Origin of the sequence: Microbacterium sp. T2.11-28, from assembly GCF_950097975.1 — a bacterium.
GTDB lineage: Bacteria > Actinomycetota > Actinomycetes > Actinomycetales > Microbacteriaceae > Microbacterium.
In genome coordinates, this window is record NZ_CATNHF010000029.1 from 1 (window position 1) to 20,309 (window position 20,309).

At 71.9% G+C, this 20,309-nt stretch carries 19 protein-coding genes and 1 riboswitch; of the genes, 3 read left to right on the forward strand and 16 right to left on the reverse strand.

What is annotated here, in order from left to right:
• The 3 genes from QQZ13_RS12635 to QQZ13_RS12645 all read right to left on the reverse strand — a co-directional run.
• On the reverse strand, window positions 1–1,400 hold a 1,400-nt coding region (locus QQZ13_RS12635; RefSeq protein WP_284529609.1), incomplete at its 3' end, for a sigma-70 family RNA polymerase sigma factor.
• Window positions 1,401–1,764: 364 nt separating this feature from the next.
• A complete protein-coding gene (nagA, locus tag QQZ13_RS12640) occupies window positions 1,765–2,910 on the reverse strand; it encodes an N-acetylglucosamine-6-phosphate deacetylase (protein WP_284529611.1) in 1,146 nt (381 codons plus the stop codon).
• Window positions 2,907–4,424, reverse strand: a complete 1,518-nt coding sequence (locus QQZ13_RS12645; RefSeq protein WP_284529613.1) for a family 20 glycosylhydrolase — start codon at window positions 4,422–4,424, stop codon at window positions 2,907–2,909. Before QQZ13_RS12645 ends, nagA begins: the two co-directional genes overlap by 4 nt.
• 96 nt (window positions 4,425–4,520) lie before the next feature.
• A riboswitch (ZMP/ZTP riboswitch) is annotated at window positions 4,521–4,604 on the forward strand.
• A gap of 66 nt (window positions 4,605–4,670) precedes the next feature.
• Here QQZ13_RS12645 and glyA point away from each other — a divergent pair.
• Together glyA and QQZ13_RS12655 are read left to right on the forward strand one after the other, a co-directional pair.
• Entirely contained in the window at window positions 4,671–5,945 is a 1,275-nt protein-coding gene (gene glyA, locus QQZ13_RS12650; protein WP_284529614.1) for a serine hydroxymethyltransferase, read from the forward strand.
• Window positions 5,942–6,829, forward strand: a complete 888-nt coding sequence (locus QQZ13_RS12655; protein WP_284529615.1) for a bifunctional methylenetetrahydrofolate dehydrogenase/methenyltetrahydrofolate cyclohydrolase — start codon at window positions 5,942–5,944, stop codon at window positions 6,827–6,829. Before glyA ends, QQZ13_RS12655 begins: the two co-directional genes overlap by 4 nt.
• A 272-nt stretch (window positions 6,830–7,101) precedes the next feature.
• On the opposite strand, the gene QQZ13_RS12660 is transcribed toward QQZ13_RS12655, so the two are convergent.
• The 13 genes from QQZ13_RS12660 to QQZ13_RS12720 form a co-directional block, all read right to left on the reverse strand.
• The gene (locus QQZ13_RS12660; RefSeq protein WP_284529617.1) at window positions 7,102–7,845 is read right to left on the reverse strand and encodes an amino acid ABC transporter ATP-binding protein; all 744 of its coding nucleotides are present in this window, start codon (window positions 7,843–7,845) and stop codon (window positions 7,102–7,104) included.
• A 2-nt stretch (window positions 7,846–7,847) separates the two neighbouring features.
• Complete coding sequence (locus tag QQZ13_RS12665) at window positions 7,848–8,693, reverse strand: amino acid ABC transporter permease (protein ID WP_284529618.1); 846 nt, start codon at window positions 8,691–8,693, stop codon at window positions 7,848–7,850.
• 20 nt (window positions 8,694–8,713) lie between these two features.
• Window positions 8,714–9,562 carry a transporter substrate-binding domain-containing protein gene (locus tag QQZ13_RS12670; RefSeq protein ID WP_284529619.1) on the reverse strand — a complete coding sequence of 283 codons (849 nt, stop codon included), beginning with the start codon at window positions 9,560–9,562 and terminating at the stop codon, window positions 8,714–8,716.
• 139 nt (window positions 9,563–9,701) lie between these two features.
• Window positions 9,702–10,238 carry a hypothetical protein gene (locus QQZ13_RS12675; RefSeq protein ID WP_284529621.1) on the reverse strand — a complete coding sequence of 179 codons (537 nt, stop codon included), beginning with the start codon at window positions 10,236–10,238 and terminating at the stop codon, window positions 9,702–9,704.
• Window positions 10,235–10,903 (reverse strand): NAD(P)H-dependent oxidoreductase, encoded by a 669-nt coding sequence (locus QQZ13_RS12680; protein WP_284529622.1) that lies wholly within the window; start codon window positions 10,901–10,903, stop codon window positions 10,235–10,237. Before QQZ13_RS12680 ends, QQZ13_RS12675 begins: the two co-directional genes overlap by 4 nt.
• Window positions 10,900–11,352, reverse strand: coding sequence for a MarR family winged helix-turn-helix transcriptional regulator (locus QQZ13_RS12685; protein WP_284529624.1), 453 nt, complete (start codon window positions 11,350–11,352; stop codon window positions 10,900–10,902). Before QQZ13_RS12685 ends, QQZ13_RS12680 begins: the two co-directional genes overlap by 4 nt.
• Window positions 11,353–11,406: 54 nt before the next feature.
• Entirely contained in the window at window positions 11,407–12,201 is a 795-nt protein-coding gene (locus QQZ13_RS12690) for a transglutaminase family protein (RefSeq protein ID WP_284529626.1), read from the reverse strand.
• A 115-nt stretch (window positions 12,202–12,316) separates the two neighbouring features.
• Entirely contained in the window at window positions 12,317–13,090 is a 774-nt protein-coding gene (locus tag QQZ13_RS12695; RefSeq protein WP_284529628.1) for an HpcH/HpaI aldolase/citrate lyase family protein, read from the reverse strand.
• Window positions 13,075–13,860, reverse strand: coding sequence for a fumarylacetoacetate hydrolase family protein (locus QQZ13_RS12700; RefSeq protein WP_284529630.1), 786 nt, complete (start codon window positions 13,858–13,860; stop codon window positions 13,075–13,077). The genes QQZ13_RS12695 and QQZ13_RS12700 overlap by 16 nt, the downstream gene beginning before the upstream one ends.
• Before the next feature lie 54 nt (window positions 13,861–13,914).
• Complete coding sequence (hpaD, locus tag QQZ13_RS12705; protein WP_284529632.1) at window positions 13,915–15,075, reverse strand: 3,4-dihydroxyphenylacetate 2,3-dioxygenase; 1,161 nt, start codon at window positions 15,073–15,075, stop codon at window positions 13,915–13,917.
• Window positions 15,076–15,089: 14 nt separating this feature from the next.
• The gene (gene hpaE / locus QQZ13_RS12710) at window positions 15,090–16,598 is read right to left on the reverse strand and encodes a 5-carboxymethyl-2-hydroxymuconate semialdehyde dehydrogenase (protein ID WP_284529633.1); all 1,509 of its coding nucleotides are present in this window, start codon (window positions 16,596–16,598) and stop codon (window positions 15,090–15,092) included.
• Between the two features lie 43 nt (window positions 16,599–16,641).
• Window positions 16,642–17,325: a GntR family transcriptional regulator gene (locus tag QQZ13_RS12715; protein ID WP_284529634.1), complete on the reverse strand. Its 684-nt coding sequence runs from the start codon at window positions 17,323–17,325 to the stop codon at window positions 16,642–16,644.
• Complete coding sequence (locus QQZ13_RS12720; protein ID WP_284529636.1) at window positions 17,322–18,785, reverse strand: fumarylacetoacetate hydrolase family protein; 1,464 nt, start codon at window positions 18,783–18,785, stop codon at window positions 17,322–17,324. The genes QQZ13_RS12715 and QQZ13_RS12720 overlap by 4 nt, the downstream gene beginning before the upstream one ends.
• A 103-nt stretch (window positions 18,786–18,888) precedes the next feature.
• On the opposite strand from QQZ13_RS12720, the gene QQZ13_RS12725 reads away from it, so the two are divergent.
• Window positions 18,889–20,277, forward strand: a complete 1,389-nt coding sequence (locus tag QQZ13_RS12725; protein ID WP_284529638.1) for an MFS transporter — start codon at window positions 18,889–18,891, stop codon at window positions 20,275–20,277.
• Window positions 20,278–20,309: the final 32 nt, after the last annotated feature.

A 20,309-nucleotide genomic window follows, 5' to 3' on the forward strand; every position in this document is an offset into this window, starting at 1 on the left:
GATGTGGGCGTCGGCGTCGGCGTCGGGGTGGGCGTGGGTGTCGGGGTCGGGGTCGGGGTGGGCGTGGGTGTCGGCGTCGGAGCCGGAGTCGGACTGGGCGTCGCGGTGCGCGTCGGCGAGGGCGTCGGCGCCGGAGTGGGCGTCGCCGTCGGGCTCGCGCTCGGGGTCGGGTCGAACGTCGGCGTCGGCGCCGGTGCGGGCTCGGCGGTGGGGCTGGTGGTCGGGGTGGCTTCGGGCACCTGTGTGGGCGAAGGGCCGGGGGCCGGCAGGGCGATCGGATCGTCGTCCCCCGCGGGCGGCAGCGGCTTCTCCGGCACACCGTCGCCCGGCGCGGCCACGTGTGTCGACACGAGCTGCGGGATGGCGACGGCGGCGCCGACGGCGACGCCCGCGACGACGAGGGTGACGAGCGCCGCGAGGCTGCCGGCACCGGCCAGGACGCCGCTCCCGCCCGCGCCGGCGGCGGCGCCCGCGCTCCCGACCGAGGAGGCCCCGAGCCCGGACCCCGACGAACCGGCGGTGCTCCCGCCGCCGACCAGGACGGCACCGGGCGCCGCCGTCGAGGCGCCCGCGGCCATCGCGACCAGTGGCGCTCCGCCGCCCTGGACGGTCGCCAGGTACGCGGTCGCGGCACCGGTGCCGACCGTGAGCGGCAGGAGGATCATCGCCAGTCGATGCGAGACCTCCCGTGCCTCCGACGCCACGATCGTGCATCGTGCGCAGTCGGCGAGATGTGCCTCGACCTTCGCGCGGTCGCGTTTGCCGAGATTGCCGCGGGCGTAGGCGCCGAGCCGATCGATGGTCCAGTGGCACGCGGAGTCCTCGGCCACCGACCGCAGGTGCGCCTGGATCCACGCCTCGCGGAGCCCTTCGCGTGCGCGGAACGCCAGCTGCGCGACCGCGGTCGGCTTCATCCCCAGCAGGGGGGCGATCTCGGCCGGCTTCATCTGCTCGATCTCCGTGTACCAGAGCACCTCCTGCCAGCGCGTGGGCAGGCTGCGGAAGGCCTGGTGCGTGAGGCTGCGGTCGAGGGCCTCGTCGGTGGCGTGCGCGCTCGCGTCGGGATCCTCGACGGCCTCGAGCTCGTCGATGGTCGTCTCTCGGCGTGCGCGGCCCCACCCCGCGGCGGTGTTGCGGATGCTCGTGAACAGGTAGGCGCGGAACGACCCGGTGGGCCCGCCGCCGTTCTGGATCGAGCGGAAGATCCTCGTGTAGGCCTCCTGCACGAGGTCGTCGGGATCGATGCTCGACGTGATCGACTGCGCCACCGAGAGCCCGGAACGGTAGTGGCGGCGCCAGAGCTCGCCGAATGCCCCGGCGTCGCCCGACCGTGTGCGCAGCACGAGGTCGGCGTCGGCGAGGTCGGGCGCGTCGTCGCGCGTGTCGTCGGTCGTGGTCATCGCAGTCGTCGAGAGGCTTCCGTGGGTGAGGAGGGCGGCGTCGGGTTCGGGGCCCACCCAAGAGACGCGTCAGCGTGCATGCTATGACGCGATTCTCGGAAAATGCCGTCCGGGGATCCGAGCGGGGGTTTTCTGCGAAGTCGCGTAATAGACCGGGGCCACCCCGGTCTCACCATCTGAGGTCGTCTACCCGACGCCCGGCGGCTCTGCCGCGGAGCGGGACGACATCGCGTGCCGCGGTCCTGGGGCTCAGACCGCGGACGAGGTCGCGCGCCTGGGGGAAGGCGCGGCGCCCGCGGGGACAGGCGGGGCGGAGTGCGCTGGGGGGCGCACCCGCCCCGCATCTCCGCCGGGTCGGATGCCGTCAGGCGCGGGCCGCGCGGACGCCGTCGACCCACACCGCGCGCACCGAGAGCGCGTCGTCGAGCAGCACCGCATCGGCCGCGGCGCCCGCGCGGAGGGAGCCGTAGCGCCCCTCCTCGCCGATGGCGCGCGCCGGCACGGAGGTGAGGGCGGACACCGCCGAGGCCAGGTCGACACCGGCGCCCACCGCGACCCTCAGCGCGGCGTCCTGCGTGAGGGTGGAGCCGGCGATCGCACCGCCGTCGTCGAGGCGAGCCGTGCCGCCGGCGACCGTGACCGCGAGTCCGCCGAGCTCGTAGTGGCCGTCCCCCACGCCGGCGGCGGCCATCGCGTCCGTGATGAGCGCGACGCGCCCCGGCGCGCCGGTGAAGGCGAGGGCCACGACGGAGGGGTCGACGTGGATGCCGTCGGCGATCACCTCGAGCGTGACGCGGTCGTCGCCGAGCGCCGCCACGATCGGTCCGGGCGCGCGGTGGTGGATGCCCGGCATGGCGTTGAAGGCGTGTGTGAGCAGGGTGGCGCCGGCGTCGAACGCCGCCGCTGCCTGCGCGGCGGTGGCGCCGGTGTGGCCGACGGCGACCCGGGCGCCGCCGGCCACGAACCGGCGGACGGCGTCCAGCGCGCCGGGAAGCTCCGGAGCGAGCGTCACCTGTCGCACGGTCCCCGCGCCCGCGGTGAGCAGGCGGTCGACCGTCGCCGCATCCGGCGGGCGCAGCAGGCCCTCGGTGTGCGCGCCCTTGTGCGCCGGGTCGAGGAAGGGGCCTTCCAGGTGGCTTCCGAGGATCGTGGCGTCGTCGCCCGCGAGGCGCGCGATCGTGCGCACTCGCTCCGCGAGGTCGTTGACGGACGCGGTCACGAGGGAGAGGACGGCCCGCGTCGTCCCCCGCGCGAGGTGGACGGCGCGGGCGGTGCGGATCGCCTCCGGACCGTCGTCGAACGCGCATCCGCCGCCGCCGTGCCCGTGCAGGTCGATGAAGCCGGGGGTGAGGATCCCGCCGTCGCCGTCGAGCGCGTCGGAGGCGGGAAGCGCGCGCCAGCCGTCGCCGGTCCCGGTGGCGATCACCACGCCGTCGCCGAACGCCGCCCACGCGTCGTCGGTGATCCGGCCGTCGTCGACCAGACGCACGGAGTGCACGACGGTGGTCATCGCGACCCGCCTGCTTCTGCGGCCGCGGTGGTGACGCCCTGGCTGCGCCACAGCGGGACCAGGGCGGCCGCGCGATCCCGGAACGAGTCCCACGTGCGGTCCGGATGCGAGCCGGTGCGCGGCGACCACGCGGCCTCGGCCGCGGCGGCGATGCGGGGGAACGCGAGGGCGTCGATGTCGGCGAGGTCCCGCACCGTCTCGGTCCACAGCGGGGCCTCGACGCCGAGGATGTTCTCCTCGCCGACGCCGCCCACGACCTCCGCCGGCTCCCACGAGTACGCGCGCTCCAGGGAGGTCGCCCCGCGCGCCCAGGTGAGCCCGATCGGGAAGTCTTCGCTCGGCTTCATGTCCAGGTAGATCGCGTCGGCGGGTGAGAGGACCACGCGGCCGCCACGGGCGACGAACGCTCGCGTCTTGTCGTCCATGCCGTCGGTCGGGGTCACGAAGCCCCAGTACTGGCCGATCGTGCCCGCTGCGAGCCCTGGCGCTGCGCCGGCCTCGTGCCAGGTCACCGGTGTCTTGCCGAGTCCGGTCACGATCTCGGTCGCCCGCGCCATGGCGTAGGAGAAGTCCTCCGCCGACGTGCCGAGGGCCTCGTCGCCGCCGACGTGCAGGTAGGGGCCGGGGGTGAGGGAGGCCACGTCGGAGAGCACGTCCTCGAGGAAGGCGTACGTCTCCTCCTCGCGGATGCGCAGCGACGAGAAGCCCACCGCCATCCCCTCGTAGGGCTCGCCGTGCTGCGGCAGGCCGCCGCCGAAGACACGGACCGTGTCGCGGACGTGATCGCTGAGAACGGGCTGCTCGGCCAGCTCGGGATAGGCGAGCGAGACCGCGTGCGTGTGCCCCGGGAGGTCGATCTCGGGGACCACGGTCATGTGCCGTGCCGCGGCGTAGGCGACGATCCGCCGGTAGTCGTCCTGGGTGAAGAAGCCGCCGCCGTCACCGCCCACCGACGAGCCGGACGCGCGCTCGGTCAGCAGCGGGCGCGACGGGATCTCCAGCCGCCAGCCCTGGTCGTCGCTGAGGTGCAGGTGCAGCACGTTGAACTTCAGCGCGGCGGCGCGGTCGATGTAGGCCTCGACGGTCGCGACGGGATGGAAGTGGCGTGCCACGTCGAGCATGACCCCGCGGTAGGCGAAGCGCGGTGCGTCGCCCACGCGGACGGCGGGGATCCGCCACGCCCCGTCGTCGTCGCGGGTGAGAAGCTGCCCGAGCGTCTGGACGCCGTAGAAGAGCCCCGCCGCGTCGGCGCCCGCGATGCGCACCCCGTCCGCGTCGGCGACGAGCCGGTAGGACTCGGGTGCGCCGGAGCCGTCCACGACGAGGTCGATGTCGCCCGTCGTGCCGTCGGCGTCATGGCCGATCGGGGCTCCGACGGCCCGCAGGATCCTGCGCAGGGCGGCGGCGGCGCTCGGGTCGCCCGAGAGTGCGGCGGCGTCCGAGAGGCGGAAGGCCGCACCGGGGGAGCGCTCGGCCGACGAGGGGAGGGGGACGACCGGGGGTGGAGTCACCATGGCTCTCATTCTGCCCGCCGGCGACTCCGGCGGAGGCATGTAAAGGTTCCTAACAAAACCGTCCGGGCCAGCCTATCAGCGCCGCATCCGGTATGCTCGGGGGGTCGCGACTGGCGTTGAGGTGGGACACCACCGGGGAGCGACCGACACGGCATTCGACCGCACGCCTGGGCCGATGCGAGCACCTCGACACCCGTCGCTGTTGCTCAGCACACAGAATCCGAAAGCCGTCGTCAGGAGATCGTCATGACCGATTCCGTCTTCAACGCCCCGCTCGCCGAGGTCGACCCCGAGATCGCCGAGGTGCTCGACCGCGAGCTCCAGCGCCAGCGCGGCTACCTCGAGATGATCGCCTCCGAGAACTTCGTGCCGGTCTCGGTGCTCCAGTCGCAGGGATCGGTCCTGACGAACAAGTACGCCGAGGGCTACCCCGGGCGTCGCTACTACGGGGGGTGCGAAGAGGTCGACGTCGCCGAGGAGCTCGCCATCCAGCGCGCCAAGGACCTGTTCGGCGCCGAGTTCGCCAACGTGCAGCCGCACTCGGGCGCCACCGCCAACGCCGCCGTGCTCCACGCCATCGCGCGTCCGGGCGACACGCTGCTCGGTCTCTCGCTCGACCAGGGCGGCCACCTCACCCACGGCATGAAGATCAACTTCTCGGGCCGGCTCTACGACATCGTCGCGTACGGCGTCGACCCGGAGACCTCGATCATCGACATGGAGGAGGTCCGCCGGCTCGCGCTCGAGCACCGCCCGAAGGTGATCATCGCCGGCTGGTCGGCCTACCCGCGCCAGCTGGACTTCGCGAAGTTCCGCGAGATCGCCGACGAGGTCGGCGCGCTCCTGTGGGTCGACATGGCGCACTTCGCCGGTCTCGTCGCCGCGGGCCTGCACCCCTCGCCCGTGCCCCACGCCCACGTCGTCTCGTCGACCGTGCACAAGACCATCGGCGGCCCCCGCTCGGGCTTCATCCTCACCAACGACGCCGACCTCGCCAAGAAGATCAACACGGCCGTCTTCCCCGGCCAGCAGGGCGGGCCGCTCATGCACGTGATCGCCGCCAAGGCGACCGCCTTCAAGCTGGCCAAGACGCCGGAGTTCGTCGAGCGGCAGGAGCGCGTGCTGCGCGGCGCGCACATCATCGCCGAGCGCCTCTCGCAGCAGGACGTGAAGGACGCCGGCATCTCGGTGCGCTCCGGCGGCACCGACGTGCACCTCGTGCTCGTCGACCTGCGCGACGCGGAGATCGACGGCAAGCAGGCCGAGGACCTCCTCCACGACATCCACATCACGGTGAACCGCAACGCGGTGCCGAACGACCCGCGCCCGCCGATGGTGACGTCGGGGCTGCGCATCGGCACTCCCGCGCTCGCCACCCGCGGGTTCGGCGACGCCGAGTTCGCCGAGGTCGCCGACATCATCGCGCTCGCGCTGCTTCCCGGCGCCGACGTCGAGGCGCTGCGCGCCCGCGTCGCGGTGCTGACCGAGGCGTTCCCCCTCTACCCGGGCCTCCAGCAGTGACGGCGCAGAAGCTCGACGGGGTCGCCACCGCGGCCGCCATCAAGGCCGAACTCGCCCAGACGGTCGCCGCGCTCGCCGAACGGGGCATCGTCCCGGGCCTGGGCACGCTGCTCGTCGGCGACGACCCGGGATCGCGCTCCTACGTGACCGGCAAGCACCGCGACTGCGCCGAGGTCGGTGTGGCCTCGATCTCGGTCGAGCTGCCCGCGACCGCGACGCAGGACGAGATCGCCGACGCCGTCCGCGCCCTCAACGAGGACCCCGCCGTCACCGGGTTCATCGTGCAGCTGCCGCTGCCGAAGGGGATCGACGAGAACGCCATCCTCGAGCTCATCGACCCGGCGAAGGACGCCGACGGGCTCCACCCGACCAACCTCGGACGGCTGGTCCTGGGCGTCGACCCCGCGAACGCGATCGCGGCGCCCCTGCCGTGCACCCCCGCCGGCATCGTCGAGCTCCTCGAGCGCCACGGGGTCGCCATCGCGGGCAGGCACGTGACGGTCATCGGCCGCGGCATCACCGTCGGACGGCCGCTCGGTCTGCTGCTGACCCGCAAGGGCACCGATGCCACGGTGACGCTGACGCATTCGCGTACCCCCGACCTGGCCGCGGAGGTCGCCCGCGCCGACATCGTCGTCGCGGCGGTCGGGCAGCCGCATCTGGTCAAGGCCGAGTGGATCAAGCCCGGCGCCGCCGTGCTCGATGTGGGCGTGACCCGCGTCGGCACGACCGAGTCGGGGAGGGCCAAGCTCGCGGGCGATGTCGACCCCGCCGTCGCCGAGGTCGCCGGCTGGCTCTCGCCCAACCCCGGAGGCGTGGGGCCGATGACTCGGGCGATGCTCGTCGCGAATGTCGTGGAGACCGCGGCGCGCCTCGCCGGCTGACGGCGCCCTGTCGGAGCGGCGTTTCGTCTCGCTGCGCTCGCTCAACGTCCGGAGCGCGCTTCCCGGTCGTTGAGCGAGGAGCGCAGCGACGAGACGGAACGGAGCTGCCCGGCCCTCGGTCGTTGAGCGAGGAGCGCAGCGACGAGACGGAACGGAGCTGCCCGGCCCCCGGTCGTTGAGCGAGGAGCGCAGCGACGAGACGAAACGGCGTCGTGTCGGAGCGGCGCTGTCGTCTCGCCGCGCTCGCTCGACGTCCGGAGCGCCGACCCGCGTCAGGCGGTGAAGCGCGCCAGGAACTCCCGGGTGCGCGCGTGCTGCGGTGCGGTGAACAGCTGCGCGGGCGGTCCCTGCTCGACGATGACACCGTCGTCCAGGAACACGACCCGGTCGGCCACGTCGCGCGCGAAGCCCATCTCGTGCGTGGCCATGAGGATGGTCGCGCCGTCGACGACGAGCTCGCGGACGAGCTCGAGCACCTCGCCGACGAGCTCCGGGTCGAGGGCCGAGGTGATCTCGTCGAGCAGGAGCACCTCGGGGTCGGTCGCGATGGCGCGGACGATCGCCGCGCGCTGCTGCTGGCCGCCCGACAGTCTGTCGGGGTGCTCCTTCGCCTTGTCCACGAGGCCCACCCGCGCCAGCAGTGTCCGTGCGCGCTCCTCGGCGTCGCGCCGCGGCATCCGGTGCACCACGCGCGAGGCGAGGGTGACGTTGTCGAGCACCGACAGGTGCGGGAACAGGTTGTAGCTCTGGAAGACCGCGCCGAACCGCGCGCGGATGGCGTTGGCGTCGGCGCGGGGATCGGAGATGTCGACGTCGGCGAGGAAGATCTGCCCGTCGTCGATGGGCTCCAGCAGGTTCAGGCAGCGCAGGAGCGTCGACTTGCCCGAGCCGCTGGCACCGATGACGGCGACGACCTCGTGCCGGGCGAGCTCCAGGTCGATGCCGCGCAGCACCTCGCGCTCGCCGAACGCCTTCCACAGACCGCTCGCGCGCAGCAGGGGAGCGGGGGCCGGCACGGTCACAGGATCGCTCCCGCCTGCTCGCGTTCGCGCAGCCGCGCGGTGTACCAGTCGGCCAGGCGGATCGTGGGGATCGCGAGCAGCACGAAGAGGATGCCGGCCACCACATAGGGCGTGAAGTTGTAGGTGAGCGAGGCGACCGAGCGCGCGCCGGCGATCGCATCCATCGCGCCGAGGATCGAGATCAGCCCCACGTCCTTCTGCATCGAGATGAAGTCGTTCATGAGCGGCGGCGTCATCTTGCGCAGCGCCTGGGGCAGCACGACGCGGCGGAGCGTCTGGACGTACCCGAGCCCGAGGGCGCGGGCGGCGAGCCGCTGCGAGGGGTGCACCGCCTCGATGCCCGCCCGGATCACCTCGGCGACGTACGCGGAGTAGGTGAGCGTCACCGCGATGACGCCGAGCAGCACCACCGGCATGCGCGTGTCGGTGATCGTCGGCAGGCCGAAGCCCACGAGGTACAGCACGATGATGAACGGGAAGCCGCGGAACAGGTCGGTGTAGCCGGCGGCGATCACCCGCACCGGGAAGAACACGGGCCCGCGGAGGGTGCGCAGCACCGCCACCAGCAGCGCGACGAGCGCGACCGTGATCACCGACAGGCCGAGCACCTGCAGGTTGATGAGGAAGCCGTCCCAGACCTTGGGAAGCGCCTGCAGGGCGACGTCGGGAGCGAAGAAGCTCTGCTGGACCGATGCCCAGCCGGGCGTGTTGATGACCGTCGCCCAGACGATCGCCGCGAAGACGAGGGTCGACGCGATCGCGACGAGCACCGACCGGCGCTCACGCCCCCGTCGGAAGGCGCGCCGGTCGAGCTCGAGCGCGCTCGGCTGATGCGATGTCACAGAACGACGCTAGCGCGACGTCACTGCAGGAGCGTCACGCCCTGGCCGGAACCCAGCCACTCGTCGGTGATCTCGGCGAGCGTGCCGTCCTCGCGGAGCGCGTCGACCGCGGCGGTGACCCGCTCGGTCAGCGGCGAGTCCTTCGCCAGCAGAAGGCCCCACTCGTCGGGCACGCCCGCAGCAGGGAGCTCCCCGACGATGAAGGAGTTCTCGATGTAGACGCCGGTCGCGTAGTACGCGGTCGGCAGGTCGAGCACGATCGCGTCGATCTGGTTCGCCTTCAGCGCGGCGACGGCGTCCTCGTTCGACGCGTAGAGCTGCGGGGCGGTCGTCGGCTGCACGGCCTCCTCGAGCGTCGTGGCGCTCGTGGAGCCGGTCATGGCGCCGAGGGTGAGGTCCTTCAGGCCCGCGAGGTCGGTGACCCCGTCGGCGGCGCCGCCCTCGATTGCGACCACGGCCTGGCTCGCGGAGTAGTACGGCGACGAGAAGTCGACGGCCTGCTTGCGCTCGTCGGTGATCGTGTACTGCTGGATGTTGAAGTCGAAGCTCTTGGGGCCCGGCGCGATGGCCGACTCGAAGCTCGTCCGCACCCACTCGACGTCATCGTGCGCGAAGCCGAGCTCGTCGGCCACGGCATACGCGACAGCCGCCTCGAAGCCCTCGCCGCTGGCCGGGTCGTCGTCGATGACGTACGGGAAGTAGGCGGTCTCGCCCGTCGCGATGGTGAGCTTGCCGGGGGTCACGTATCCCTCGTCGGCGGCAGGCGACTCCGAGGAGGAGGGCGTGGTGCCCGACGCGCACCCGGTGGCGAGCAGGACGGATGCCGCGAGCGAGGCGACGAGGACGGTGCGCAGGGAAGGACGAGACATGTGAGTTCTCCGTGATCAGGTGCGATCGGGTGGATCGGGACGCGGCGCCGCCCGCGTGCTGTGCGGCAGCGCCGTGGCATCCATTCTCCCGCCTCGCCGCGCACGGAGGGCGCTCGGGCGTCGCTTTGTTACAGCAACTTCATGAGCCGAGCTCGTCGAGCATGCGGCGCTGCTCGGGGGTGAGGCCGTCGCGGGTCTCCGCTGCGTCCGCCGACGGCGTCGCAGCCGCGGAGGCGCCCGGCGCGACCCGGCGTCCGGTCGCGCGGTCGTAGATCGCGCCCGTACGCGATTCGACGCGGTCGTCGACGAGGTCGTACACCACCCACGCGAGCAGGAGCAGGATCGGGGGGATCACGTAGCCCCAGAACCAGCCGCGCACGTCGACGCCCGAGAAGACGACCACGAGGATCCATACGATCAGCTCGACCACGAAGACGATCCCGTACTGCACGAGCTTCTCGCCGACGAACGTGCGACGCGAGGCGGACTTCTTCGCGGCGCCCGTGAAGAGGCGGGTGACGAACGGCTTCAGCCAGATGGTGGCCGCCGTGAGGATGACGCCGGCCCACAGCGACGCCCATCCCACGCTCACGCTCGGGAGGAGCAGCCCGATCAGGAGCAGCACGACGACGTTGAACACGTACAGCGAGGCGAACCTCACGACCCAGGACTTCATGCTCCTACAGTGGCACGCTCCGCCGCAGGCGGGAAGGCGACCCGGCGCCTGCGGGCTGAGGCGCCGGCATCCTTCACGCCGAGCGCACGGACGCGGGCGATCCAGTCTGCGCGCGCGGCGTCGTCGCTGAAGCGGACCGGCGAGAACCGCGTGACGCCGATGGTCTTCACTCCGCAGTAGCCGAGGGTGGCGCGGGTGAGCGAGGTCTCCGCGGCGTTCCGATAGACGAGGCGGTTCCAGAAGCGCGGCGAGTCCATCGTCATGACGACGCGCGCCGTCCGTCCGGACAGGAGACGGTCCGACACCGCCGATCGCTCCCGGTAGCGGAACGTGCCGCCGGAGAGGAAGACGCGATCGATGAACGCCTTGAGCGCCGCCGGGACCGTGCCCCACCACTGCGGATGGAGGACGACGAGGTGGTCGGCCCACAGCACGTCGTCGAGGTAGCGCGCGACGTCGGGGTCGAGGGCGAGATCCGCGTCGGTGCGCGGGACGCGCAGCTGGTCGCGCACGCGCGGGTGGTCCGGGATGGGGTCGCGGGCCAGATCGATGACGCGCACCTCTGCCCCCGCCCCGCGCACCCCCTCGAGGTAGGCGCCCGCGAGCGCGTGGGTGAGCGTGTCGGGCAGCGGCGTTCCCACCACGACGAGGATGCGACGGTTCATGCGGGGTGTCCCTTCTCGATGACGATGGCGGTGAGGGTGGCCAGATGTCGGTTCAGGCGCTCGCGGTCGATCGCGGCGGGGGAGACGGCGGGATCGAGCCGCGGGTCGGCGAGCATGTCGGTGAACTCGGTCTCCAGCTCGCCGCCGGCGGACTCGACCAGGTCGGCACCCCTCGGCGTCAGCGACAGGACGATCCGTCGCCCGCCGCCGGACTCGGTGGTGATCCACCCGTCCGCCACGAGCGCCGGCACGCGCTTGCTGACGGCGGCCTTCGTGACGCGCAGGCATCGGGCGAGCCCGGTGATGTCGATGGGGCCGAGCTCGGCGAGGGTCGCGAGGAACTCGAACAGGTTGTACGAGACGCCGTGGCGTTCGCGCAGCACGGCATCCGCGTAGATGTCGAGCTCGGCCACGAGCTCGTGGAGGGTGACGGTGATACGCGCGGCCATGGCGCGAGTCAACCAGTTGACATGAGAGATGTCAACAGGTTTACTCGCGGAGTGTCAGCCGATGGTCACCAGTTCGTCGAGGTCGTCGTCCGGGAGCACGTCGGCCACGGCGGAGACCTCGACGTCGACCAGGTCGGCTCGGCCGCTCATCACGTTGAGGAAGGCGGTGTCCGCGGCGTCGCGGCCGGTGGCGATTCGCACCAGGCTGGAACGCGGCGCCAGGGTCGTCGCGTCGACGACCCGCCACGCGCCCTCGATCCACGCCTCTGCCACGGCGTGGAAGTCCATGGGGTGCAGTCCGGGCGCGTACACCGCGACCAGGCGCGCCGGCACGCCGCGGGCGCGCAGCAGCGCCACGCACAGGTGGGCGTAGTCGCGGCACACGCCACGGCGGGCCAGGAGCGTCTGGGTCGCACCGTCGGTCGGGAGCGACGAGCCCGGCACGTAGGAGAGCTGCGTGCCCACCCACGACGACACGGCCGTCAGCAGGTCCCTGCCCTCGGGGATGCCGCCGAACTGCGCGGCGGCGGTCGCGGCGAGGGTGTCGGAGTCGGCGTAGCGGCTCGGACGGCCGTAGACGAGCAGGTCGGTCTCCGTCGTCTCGAGCGCGGTCGCGGGGTCGCTCACGCTCGCGCGGTACTCGACGACGAGCTCGCCGGGCTCCGCGGTGAGGCGGTGCAGACGTCCGCCGTGGACGTCGGAGAGCTCGCGCACCTCCACCGGCGCGCCGTCGAGACTCGCCGTCAGCGACTCCGTCGCGGAGTAGGCGGAGGCCACGGCGATCGCGAACACGAGGTCGGCGGTCTCGGTGACCTGCAGGACGATGCGGCTCGTGACATCCCTCTTCATGCGCCCAGCCTGTCACCCCAGGGGCGGATGTCCCACTTCCGGTCGCTTGCGGGTCACGGAATCCGCCGAAATGGGGACACGGTGCGAAGAGAGTGGGACATCGGGCGCAGCACGCTCAGGCCCAGTCGGCCGCGAAGCCCTCGGAGGCGCGGGCGAGGATCGACACGTCCGCGCCGACGAGCACGAAGGCGGCGCCCGCATCGACGTAGTCGCGCGCGACCGCCGGGTCGAAGGCGTTGACGCCCACGGGGGTGCCGGTCGCACGGACCGCGTCGAACGTGCGGCGGACCGCGGCCACGACGTCGGGGTGGGTCTGCTGACCGAGCAGCCCCATCGAGGCGGCGAGGTCGGAAGGGCCCACGAAGACGCCGTCCACGCCGTCCACCGCGGCGATCTCGGCCGCGGCGGCGACGCCCTCGGCCGTCTCGATCTGCACGAACAGCGACGTGTGGCGGTCGGCGTCCTGCAGATACCCCTCGACGCGGTTCCAGCGGGCCGATCGGGACAGCGCCGAGCCGACCCCTCGCTGCCCGCGCGGCGGGTAGCGGACGGCCGCCACGGCGGCGCGCGCCTCGTCGGCCGACGACACCATGGGCACGAGGATGTTCTGCGCCCCGAGGTCGAGGACCTGCTTGATGGTCACGACATCCCCGATCGGCACGCGGACGACCGGCGTCGCCGGGTATGCGGCGACCGCCTGCAGCTGAGCAAGCGTCGACTCCAGGCCGTTGGGCGAGTGCTCCATGTCGATCAGCAGCCAGTCGATGCCCGATCCCGCCAGGATCTCCGTCACCAGCGGCGAGCCGGCGCAGGCCCAGAGGCCGGCGAGCGGCCGGGAGCCGGCGGCGGCGAGGCGGTCCCGGAAGGTGTCCGTCAGATGAAGCGGCATGAGATGCTCCCCATCGGTCCGTAGTCGCACAGCACCTCGTCGCCGCGCGCGACCCACACGGGTCGGGTGAACGATCCGGCGAGGATGATCTCGCCCGCCTCGAGTCTGTCACCGTGCGGATGGATCTTGTTCGCGAGCCACGCCACGCCGGTCGCCGGATGACCGAGGACGCCCGCAGCCACCCCGGTCTCCTCCACCTCGCCGTTCTTGCGGAGCACCGCCGGCACCCAAGGCAGGTCGACCTCGTCGGGGCGGCGACGGGTCTCGCCGAGCACCATCGCGCCGTAGGCGGCGTTGTCGCTGATCGTGTCGACGATCGTCCGGCCCTCGAGCTCGATGTGGGAGTTGAGGATCTCCAGCGCCGGCACGACGTAGTCCGTCGCGCGCAGCGCGTCGGCCAGGGTGGCGTCCGGCCCCGCGAGCGGCTCCTTCAGCACGAAGGCCAGCTCGACTTCGACGCGGACGTTGGAGAAGTGGTCGACGGGGACGCCGTCGCCGCTGCGGAACACGGTGTCGTCGAACATCACGCCGTAGTCGGGCTCGGCGATGCCGGTCGCCTGCTGCATGGCGCGCGAGGTGAGCCCGATCTTGCGGCCGACGAGCCGGCGGCCCGCCGCCGTCATGCGATCGCGCCACACCCGCTGGATCGCGTACGAGTCCTCGACGGTGGCCTCGGGGTGCCGTGCCGTGATCCGCGGGATGACGCCGTGCGTGCGGTCCGCCTCCGCGAGCTCGGCCGCCAGCGCCGCGATGGTGGCGTCATCGAGCATCGTCCGCCCCCGCTCCCCGGGCCTGTCGGTCGGGTCCCTGAGCCTGTCGACGGATCACAGCTGGTGACCCAGCTTGTACTCGCCCTGCTTGTACTCCGGCAGCTCGTCCTCGCCCGGGCGGGTGTAGGAGAAGCCGTCGGCGCCGATCGTCACGGCCATCTCCGACGAGTCGGTGCGGGCGACCACCGGCTGCGGGTTGCCGTCGAGGTCGAGCACGAGGGAGGCCTCGGTGTACCAAGAGGGGACCACGGGGTTCCCCCACCAGTCGCGGCGCTGGTTGTCGTGGACGTCCCAGGTGACGACCGGGTTGTCGGGGTCGCCCGTGTAGTAGTCCTGCGTGTAGATCTCCACGCGATGGCCGTCGGGATCGCGCAGGTACAGGTAGAACGCGTTGGAGACGCCGTGGCGGCCCGGTCCGCGCTCGATCGCGTCGGACCGCCGGAGCGCGCCCAGCTTGTCGCAGATCGCGAGGATGTTGTGCTTCTCGTGGGTCGCGAACGCCACGTGGTGCATGCGCGGGCCGTCGCCGCCCGTCATCGCGGTGTCGTGGACAGTGGGCTTGCGGCGCATCCACGCGGCGTACACGGTGCCCTCCTCGTCCTGGATGTCCTCGGTGACGCGGAAGCCGAGCGACTGCATGAAGTTCACCGCGCGCGGCACGTCGGGGGTCACCTGGTTGAAGTGATCGAGTCGCACGAGCTCGCCCGGCGTGTGGAGGTCGTATCGCCACGACAGGCGCTCGACGTGCTCGGTCTGGAAGAAGAACTCGTAGGGGAAGCCGAGCGGGTCGGTCACGCGGACCGCGTCGCCGATGCCGCGGACGAACCCTTCCGCCCGGCGCTCCACGCGGCAGCCGAGCTCCTCGTAGAAGGCCACCGCCTTGTCGAGGTCCTCGGACGAGCGCACGCGGTACGAGAACGCGGCGACGGCCGCGACCGGTCCCTGCCGCAGCACGAGGTTGTGGTGGATGAACTCCTCCGTGGAGCGGAGGTAGATCGTCTCGTCGTCCTCCTCCGTCACGTACAGTCCGAGGACGTCGACGTAGAACGCGCGCGACGCCGCGAGGTCGGTGACGACCAGCTCCATGTAGGCGCAGCGCAGGATGTCGGGCGCCGGAGCCGTCGGCGTCGGGATGGGGTCGTCGGAGCGGATCGGCGCCTCCTGGCTCACGAAGAAGCCCGAGGAGGTGAGCGTCATCTCATCGCGGTGGGTCATGTCAGCGTCCTTGCTTACTTGCCGAAAGTGGGGTTGTGGACCTCGCCGAGCGTGATGTGCACGGCCTGCTGGTCGGTGTAGAAGTCGATGGAGCGGTAGCCGCCTTCGTGTCCCAGTCCCGAGGCCTTCACCCCGCCGAACGGGGTGCGGAGGTCTCGCACGTTGTTCGAGTTCAGCCACACCATGCCTGCCTCGACGGACTGCGCGAAGGTGTGGGCGCGCGTCAGATCGTTCGTCCACACGTAGGCGGCGAGGCCGTACTTCGTGTCGTTCGCGAGGGCCAGGGCCTCTTCGTCGGTGTCGAACGGGGTGATCGCCACGACCGGGCCGAAGATCTCCTCCTGGAAGATCCGGGCCCCCGGGGCCACGTCGACGAACACGGTCGGGGCCACGAAGTTGCCGAAGGCGAAGCCCTCCGGCTGCCCGCCGCCGGCGACGAGGCGCCCCTCGCCCTTGCCGATCTCGATGTAGCCCATCACCTTCTCGAAGTGCTCGGGGTGCACGAGCGCCCCCACCTCGGTCGCCGGGTCGTGCGGGTAGCCGACTTTCACGCGCTTCGCCTGCGCGGCATAGCGCTCGACGAACTCGTCGTAGACCTCCCGCTGCACGAGGATGCGGCTGCCGGCGGTGCAGCGCTCGCCGTTGAGCGAGAACACGCCGAAGATGGTCGCGTCGACGGCCGCGTCGAGGTCGGCGTCGGCGAAGACGATCGCGGGCGACTTGCCGCCGAGCTCCATCGACAGGCCTTTGAGGTGGGGCGCCGCGTTGGCGAAGATGAGCTGCCCCGTGCGGCTCTCGCCCGTGAACGAGATGAGCGGAACGTCGGGGTGCTTCACGAGGGCGTCGCCGGCCTCCTCGCCCAGTCCGTTGACGAGGTTGAAGACCCCGGGCGGCAGCCCCGCCTCCTCGAAGATCCCCGCCCACAGCGACGCCGACAGCGGCGTGAACTCCGCGGGCTTGAGCACGACCGTGTTGCCGGTGGCCAGCGCGGGGCCGAGCTTCCACGACTCGAGCATGAACGGCGTGTTCCAGGGCGTGATGAGCCCCGCGACCCCGATCGGCTTGCGGTTGACGTAGTTGAGCTGGCGTCCGGGCACCTTGAACGTGTCGTCGGACTGGGCGACGATCAGGTCGGCGAAGAAGCGGAAGTTCTCGGCTGCGCGGCGGGCCTGGCCGAGGGCCTGCGTGATCGGCAGTCCGGAGTCGAAGGACTCCAGCTCGGCGAGGCGGGCGTCGCGCGATTCGACGATGTCGGCGATCCGGTGGAGCACCCGCGAGCGCTCGCGGGGAAGCATGCGCGGCCACGGGCCGTCGGTGAACGCCCGGCGCGCGGCGGCGACGGCCCTGTCGATGTCGTCCTTCTTGCCGGCCGCGGCCTGCACGTAGGTCTCGTTGGAGACGGGCTCGAGCACGTCGAAGGTGTCGCCGTCGAGCGAGTCGACGAACTCCCCGTCGATGTAGTGCCGGATGCGGCTCGGCAGGTCGGCCGGCACGTGGCGGGTGTCGAGGGAGGGAGTGGTCATGGTGCTCCTTGTGGTGACGGGAGGCGGGTCGGAAGGCCGGGGCTCAGAAGGCGGGAAGACCCAGCGCTTCGTCGGGGTGCTCGTGGATCATGTAGGCGTCGAGGGTGGCCGACCGGTGGCGGCGGGCCGCCTTCTCGATCTCGCCCAACGGCGCGCCGTGCTCGATGAGGCGGACGATGTTCTCGTGCTCGTGCACCGACTCCTGCGCGCGGCCGGGGACGAAGCTGAACGTCGAGTCGCGGAGATTGCCCAGCCGGCCCCACTCGGCCTCGACGAGCTCGAGCAGCCGCGGATTGGGGCATTTGCCGAACAGCGCCGCGTGGAACTCCTGGTTCAGGCGCGTGAAGGCGTGCGGGTCGAAGTGCTCGAGCGTCTCGATCATCAGCTCGTTGACGCGCCGTGCGGCATGGAGATCGTCGACGGTCAGCCGCCGGGCCGCGAGCGCCGTCGCGGTGCCCTCGAGGATGCTGAGGGCCTGCATGCTGTGGCGGTACTGGGTGTCGTCGACCATCGAGACGCGGGCGCCGACGTTGCGCTCGAAGGTCACGAGGCCCTCGGCCTCCAGCTGGCGGATCGCCTCGCGCACGGGCACGACGCTCATGTCGAGCTCGTGCGCGATGGTGCCGAGCACCAGGCGATAGCCCGGGGTGAACACCTGACCGGCGATGCGCTCCTTGATCCAGTGGTAGGCCGTCTGGGACTTGCTCTGGCTCGCGATCTCGGTCACGGGGTGGTCCTCTCGGCCTCGTAGCGTTCACGCCAGGCGGCGTTCATCGGGAACAGGCCGTCGACGGGGTGCCCCTCGGCGACGCGGGCGGCGATCCACGCGTCCTCGTCCTCGCGGGCGAGCGCGGCGTCGACCACCTCTTCGGCCAGGCCCGGGGGGATGACGATCACGCCGTCGGCGTCGCCGACGATGACGTCGCCCGGCTGCACCGTGGTCCCGCCGCACGCGATGGTGAGGTCGTGGTCCCACGGCACGTGCTTGCGGCCGAGGACGGCGGGGTGGGCCCCGGCGGCGTAGACGGGGAGCCCCACGGCGGCGACGGCCTCGGCATCGCGCACGCCGCCGTCGGTGACGATCCCCGCGGCGCCCCGGGCGCGGGCGCGGATCGCCAGGATGTCGCCCAGCGTGCCCGAGCCCGCTTCGCCGCGGGCTTCGATGACCACGACCTCGCCCGCGCCCACGGCGTCGAACACGCGCTTCTGCGCGTTGTAGCCGCCGCCGTGGCTCTCGAAGAGGTCTTCGCGGTTCGGGACGAACCGCAGTGTGCGGGCCGTGCCCACGAGCTTCGCGCCCGGCTGCAGGGGGCGCACGCCGTCGATCGTGACGTTGTCCAGCCCGCGCTGGCGCAGCTGCTGCGAGAGCGCGGCCACCGTAACGCGTTCCAGCTTCTCGCGCAGGGATGGGTCGAGCGCCGGGCGCTCGGGCGCCGCTCCCCAGGCCTCGGCGCGCTGCGTGTCGTCGACGGCGGGGAGGGACCCGAGGCTGCCGTCGTAGCCGGGGCCGTCGCCCTCGACGACGGTCGTCACGAGCCGTCCCGAGGAGGCGCCGGTGGCGGGGGAGTCGACCTCCACCTCGACGACGTCACCCGGCGCGATGACGGACGAGCCCGCCGGCGTGCCGGTGAGGATCACGTCGCCCGGCTCGAGGGTGAGGTGCTGGCTGAGGTCGGCGACGAACTGCGCGAGCGGGAAGATCAGCCCGGCGGTCGTGTCGTCCTGCGCGAGGTCGCCGTTGACCCACGTGCGCACCCGCAGCTGCGCAGGATCGACCGTGCGGGCGTCGATCAGCCGCGGACCGATCGGGGTGAACCCGTCGCCCCCCTTGGAGCGGACGTTGGAGCCCTTGTCGGCCGCGCGCAGATCGTAGAGCCCGAGGTCGTTGGCTGCCGTGACCCATCCGACGTGATCCCAGGCTTCGGCGAGGTCCACCTGCCGGGCCTCCGCACCGATCACCAGGGCGATCTCGCCCTCGAACGCCAGCAGCTCGGTGCCGGCGGGGCGGGCGATCGTCGAGGGGGAGGAGGCCACCGAGCTCGACGGCTTGAGGAAGTACGACGGGGCGCTGGGCCGGCGGCCGCGCTGGGTGGCGCGCGAGGCGTAGCTGAGGTGCACCGCGATGATCTTCCCGGGACGGCCGGGAAGCCCCGCGAACCGCGGATCGGTGGTGTCGTCGATGGTCATGAGCTCCCTCGCTCTTGCGTCGTATCTGAAATCGTATATGATCCTGAGTCACCGGGCAAGCACAGCCCGCCCCGACAGCGACGTCACCGACACAGGAGTCACCATGAGCACAGCCTCGCCCGCTCCCCACCCGGGTTTCACCCCCACGGGCACGATATCCACCGCCGCCGACCGGCGCCGCGTCGTCTTCGCCACGGTGGTCGGCACCACCGTCGAGTGGTACGACTTCTTCATCTACGCCTCCGCCGCCGGACTCGTGTTCGGCCAGCTGTTCTTCGCCCCCGCCGGCGAGCAGCTCGCCCAGATCATCTCGTTCCTCACCGTGGGGATCAGCTTCCTCTTCCGCCCGTTCGGCGCCTTCCTCGCCGGTCACCTCGGCGACAAGTACGGCCGACGCCTCGTGCTGATGCTGACCCTGGTGCTGATGGGCGTCGCGACCACCCTCGTCGGGCTGCTGCCGACGTATGCCCAGATCGGCATCATCGCCCCGATCCTCCTGGTCGTCCTGCGGATCCTGCAGGGGATCTCCGCCGGCGGCGAGTGGGGCGGCGCCGTGCTGATGGCCGTCGAGCACGCGCCGAAGGCCAAGCGCGGGCTCTTCGGCGCCTCGCCCCAGATCGGTGTGCCCCTCGGGCTCCTGCTGGCCTCCGCCGTGCTCGCGATCGTCGCCCTCCCGGGTGAGGAGTTCTTCCTCACGTGGGGCTGGCGCATCCCCTTCCTGCTGAGCGTCGTGCTCATCCTCATCGGCTACTACGTGCGTCGCCGTGTCGAGGAGAGCCCGGTCTTCCTCGAGCTCGCCGAGCGCAAGGAGGAGACGCGCATGCCGATCGTGCAGCTGTTCCGCACGCACGCGCTCCTGGTCGTGGTCGCCGCGCTGGTCTTCGCCGGCAACAACGCCGTCGGCTACATGACGACCGGCGGATACATCCAGCGGTACGCGACCGACCCGAAGGGTCCGCTCGGCCTGGCCACGTCGGACGTGCTGTGGGCGGTCACCCTCTCGGCCGTCTCGTGGCTCGTCTTCACGTGGATCGCGGGCTGGCTGTCGGACCGGCTCGGCCGACGCACCACCTACATCATCGGCTGGGTGCTGCAGCTCGTGGGCGTGCTCCTGCTGTTCCCGCTCGTCAACACCGGCGAGATCGCGCTTCTGACGGCTGGTCTGGTGATCCTCACCGTGGGCCTCGGATTCACCTACGGGCCGCAGGCGGCGCTCTACGCGGAGCTGTTCCCGGCGTCGATCCGCTTCTCGGGCGTCTCGATCTCGTACGCGATCGGCGCGATCCTCGGTGGCGCCTTCGCGCCGTCGATCGCCACCTGGCTCGTCCAGCGCACCGGCTCGACCGACGCCGTCACGTGGTACCTCGCCGGCATGACCGTCCTGGGGCTGATCGCGACGCTGCTGCTGCGCGACCGCAGCGGCATCCCCCTCGGCCCCGACCACGAGGCCGAGCAGGCCGTGAGCCCCATCCGCGGGCTCGCACGGGCCTGAGCGGGCCGTCCCGCCGGCCTCGGACTCGGAGG

Coding starts and splice junctions, on each gene's coding strand:
- nagA (WP_284529611.1), bottom strand. CDS start 2,910: ATGACCACCGTCGTGCACTCCGTGCGTCTGGTCGACGACGGCCGGATC.
- QQZ13_RS12645 (WP_284529613.1), bottom strand. CDS start 4,424: ATGGTGACTCCACCCCCGGTCGTCCCCCTCCCCTCGTCGGCCGAGCGC.
- glyA (WP_284529614.1), top strand. CDS start 4,671: ATGACCGATTCCGTCTTCAACGCCCCGCTCGCCGAGGTCGACCCCGAG.
- QQZ13_RS12670 (WP_284529619.1), bottom strand. CDS start 9,562: ATGTCTCGTCCTTCCCTGCGCACCGTCCTCGTCGCCTCGCTCGCGGCA.
- QQZ13_RS12675 (WP_284529621.1), bottom strand. CDS start 10,238: ATGAAGTCCTGGGTCGTGAGGTTCGCCTCGCTGTACGTGTTCAACGTC.
- QQZ13_RS12680 (WP_284529622.1), bottom strand. CDS start 10,903: ATGAACCGTCGCATCCTCGTCGTGGTGGGAACGCCGCTGCCCGACACG.
- QQZ13_RS12685 (WP_284529624.1), bottom strand. CDS start 11,352: ATGGCCGCGCGTATCACCGTCACCCTCCACGAGCTCGTGGCCGAGCTC.
- QQZ13_RS12690 (WP_284529626.1), bottom strand. CDS start 12,201: ATGAAGAGGGATGTCACGAGCCGCATCGTCCTGCAGGTCACCGAGACC.
- QQZ13_RS12695 (WP_284529628.1), bottom strand. CDS start 13,090: ATGCCGCTTCATCTGACGGACACCTTCCGGGACCGCCTCGCCGCCGCC.
- QQZ13_RS12700 (WP_284529630.1), bottom strand. CDS start 13,860: ATGCTCGATGACGCCACCATCGCGGCGCTGGCGGCCGAGCTCGCGGAG.
- hpaD (WP_284529632.1), bottom strand. CDS start 15,075: ATGACCCACCGCGATGAGATGACGCTCACCTCCTCGGGCTTCTTCGTG.
- hpaE (WP_284529633.1), bottom strand. CDS start 16,598: ATGACCACTCCCTCCCTCGACACCCGCCACGTGCCGGCCGACCTGCCG.
- QQZ13_RS12720 (WP_284529636.1), bottom strand. CDS start 18,785: ATGACCATCGACGACACCACCGATCCGCGGTTCGCGGGGCTTCCCGGC.
- QQZ13_RS12725 (WP_284529638.1), top strand. CDS start 18,889: ATGAGCACAGCCTCGCCCGCTCCCCACCCGGGTTTCACCCCCACGGGC.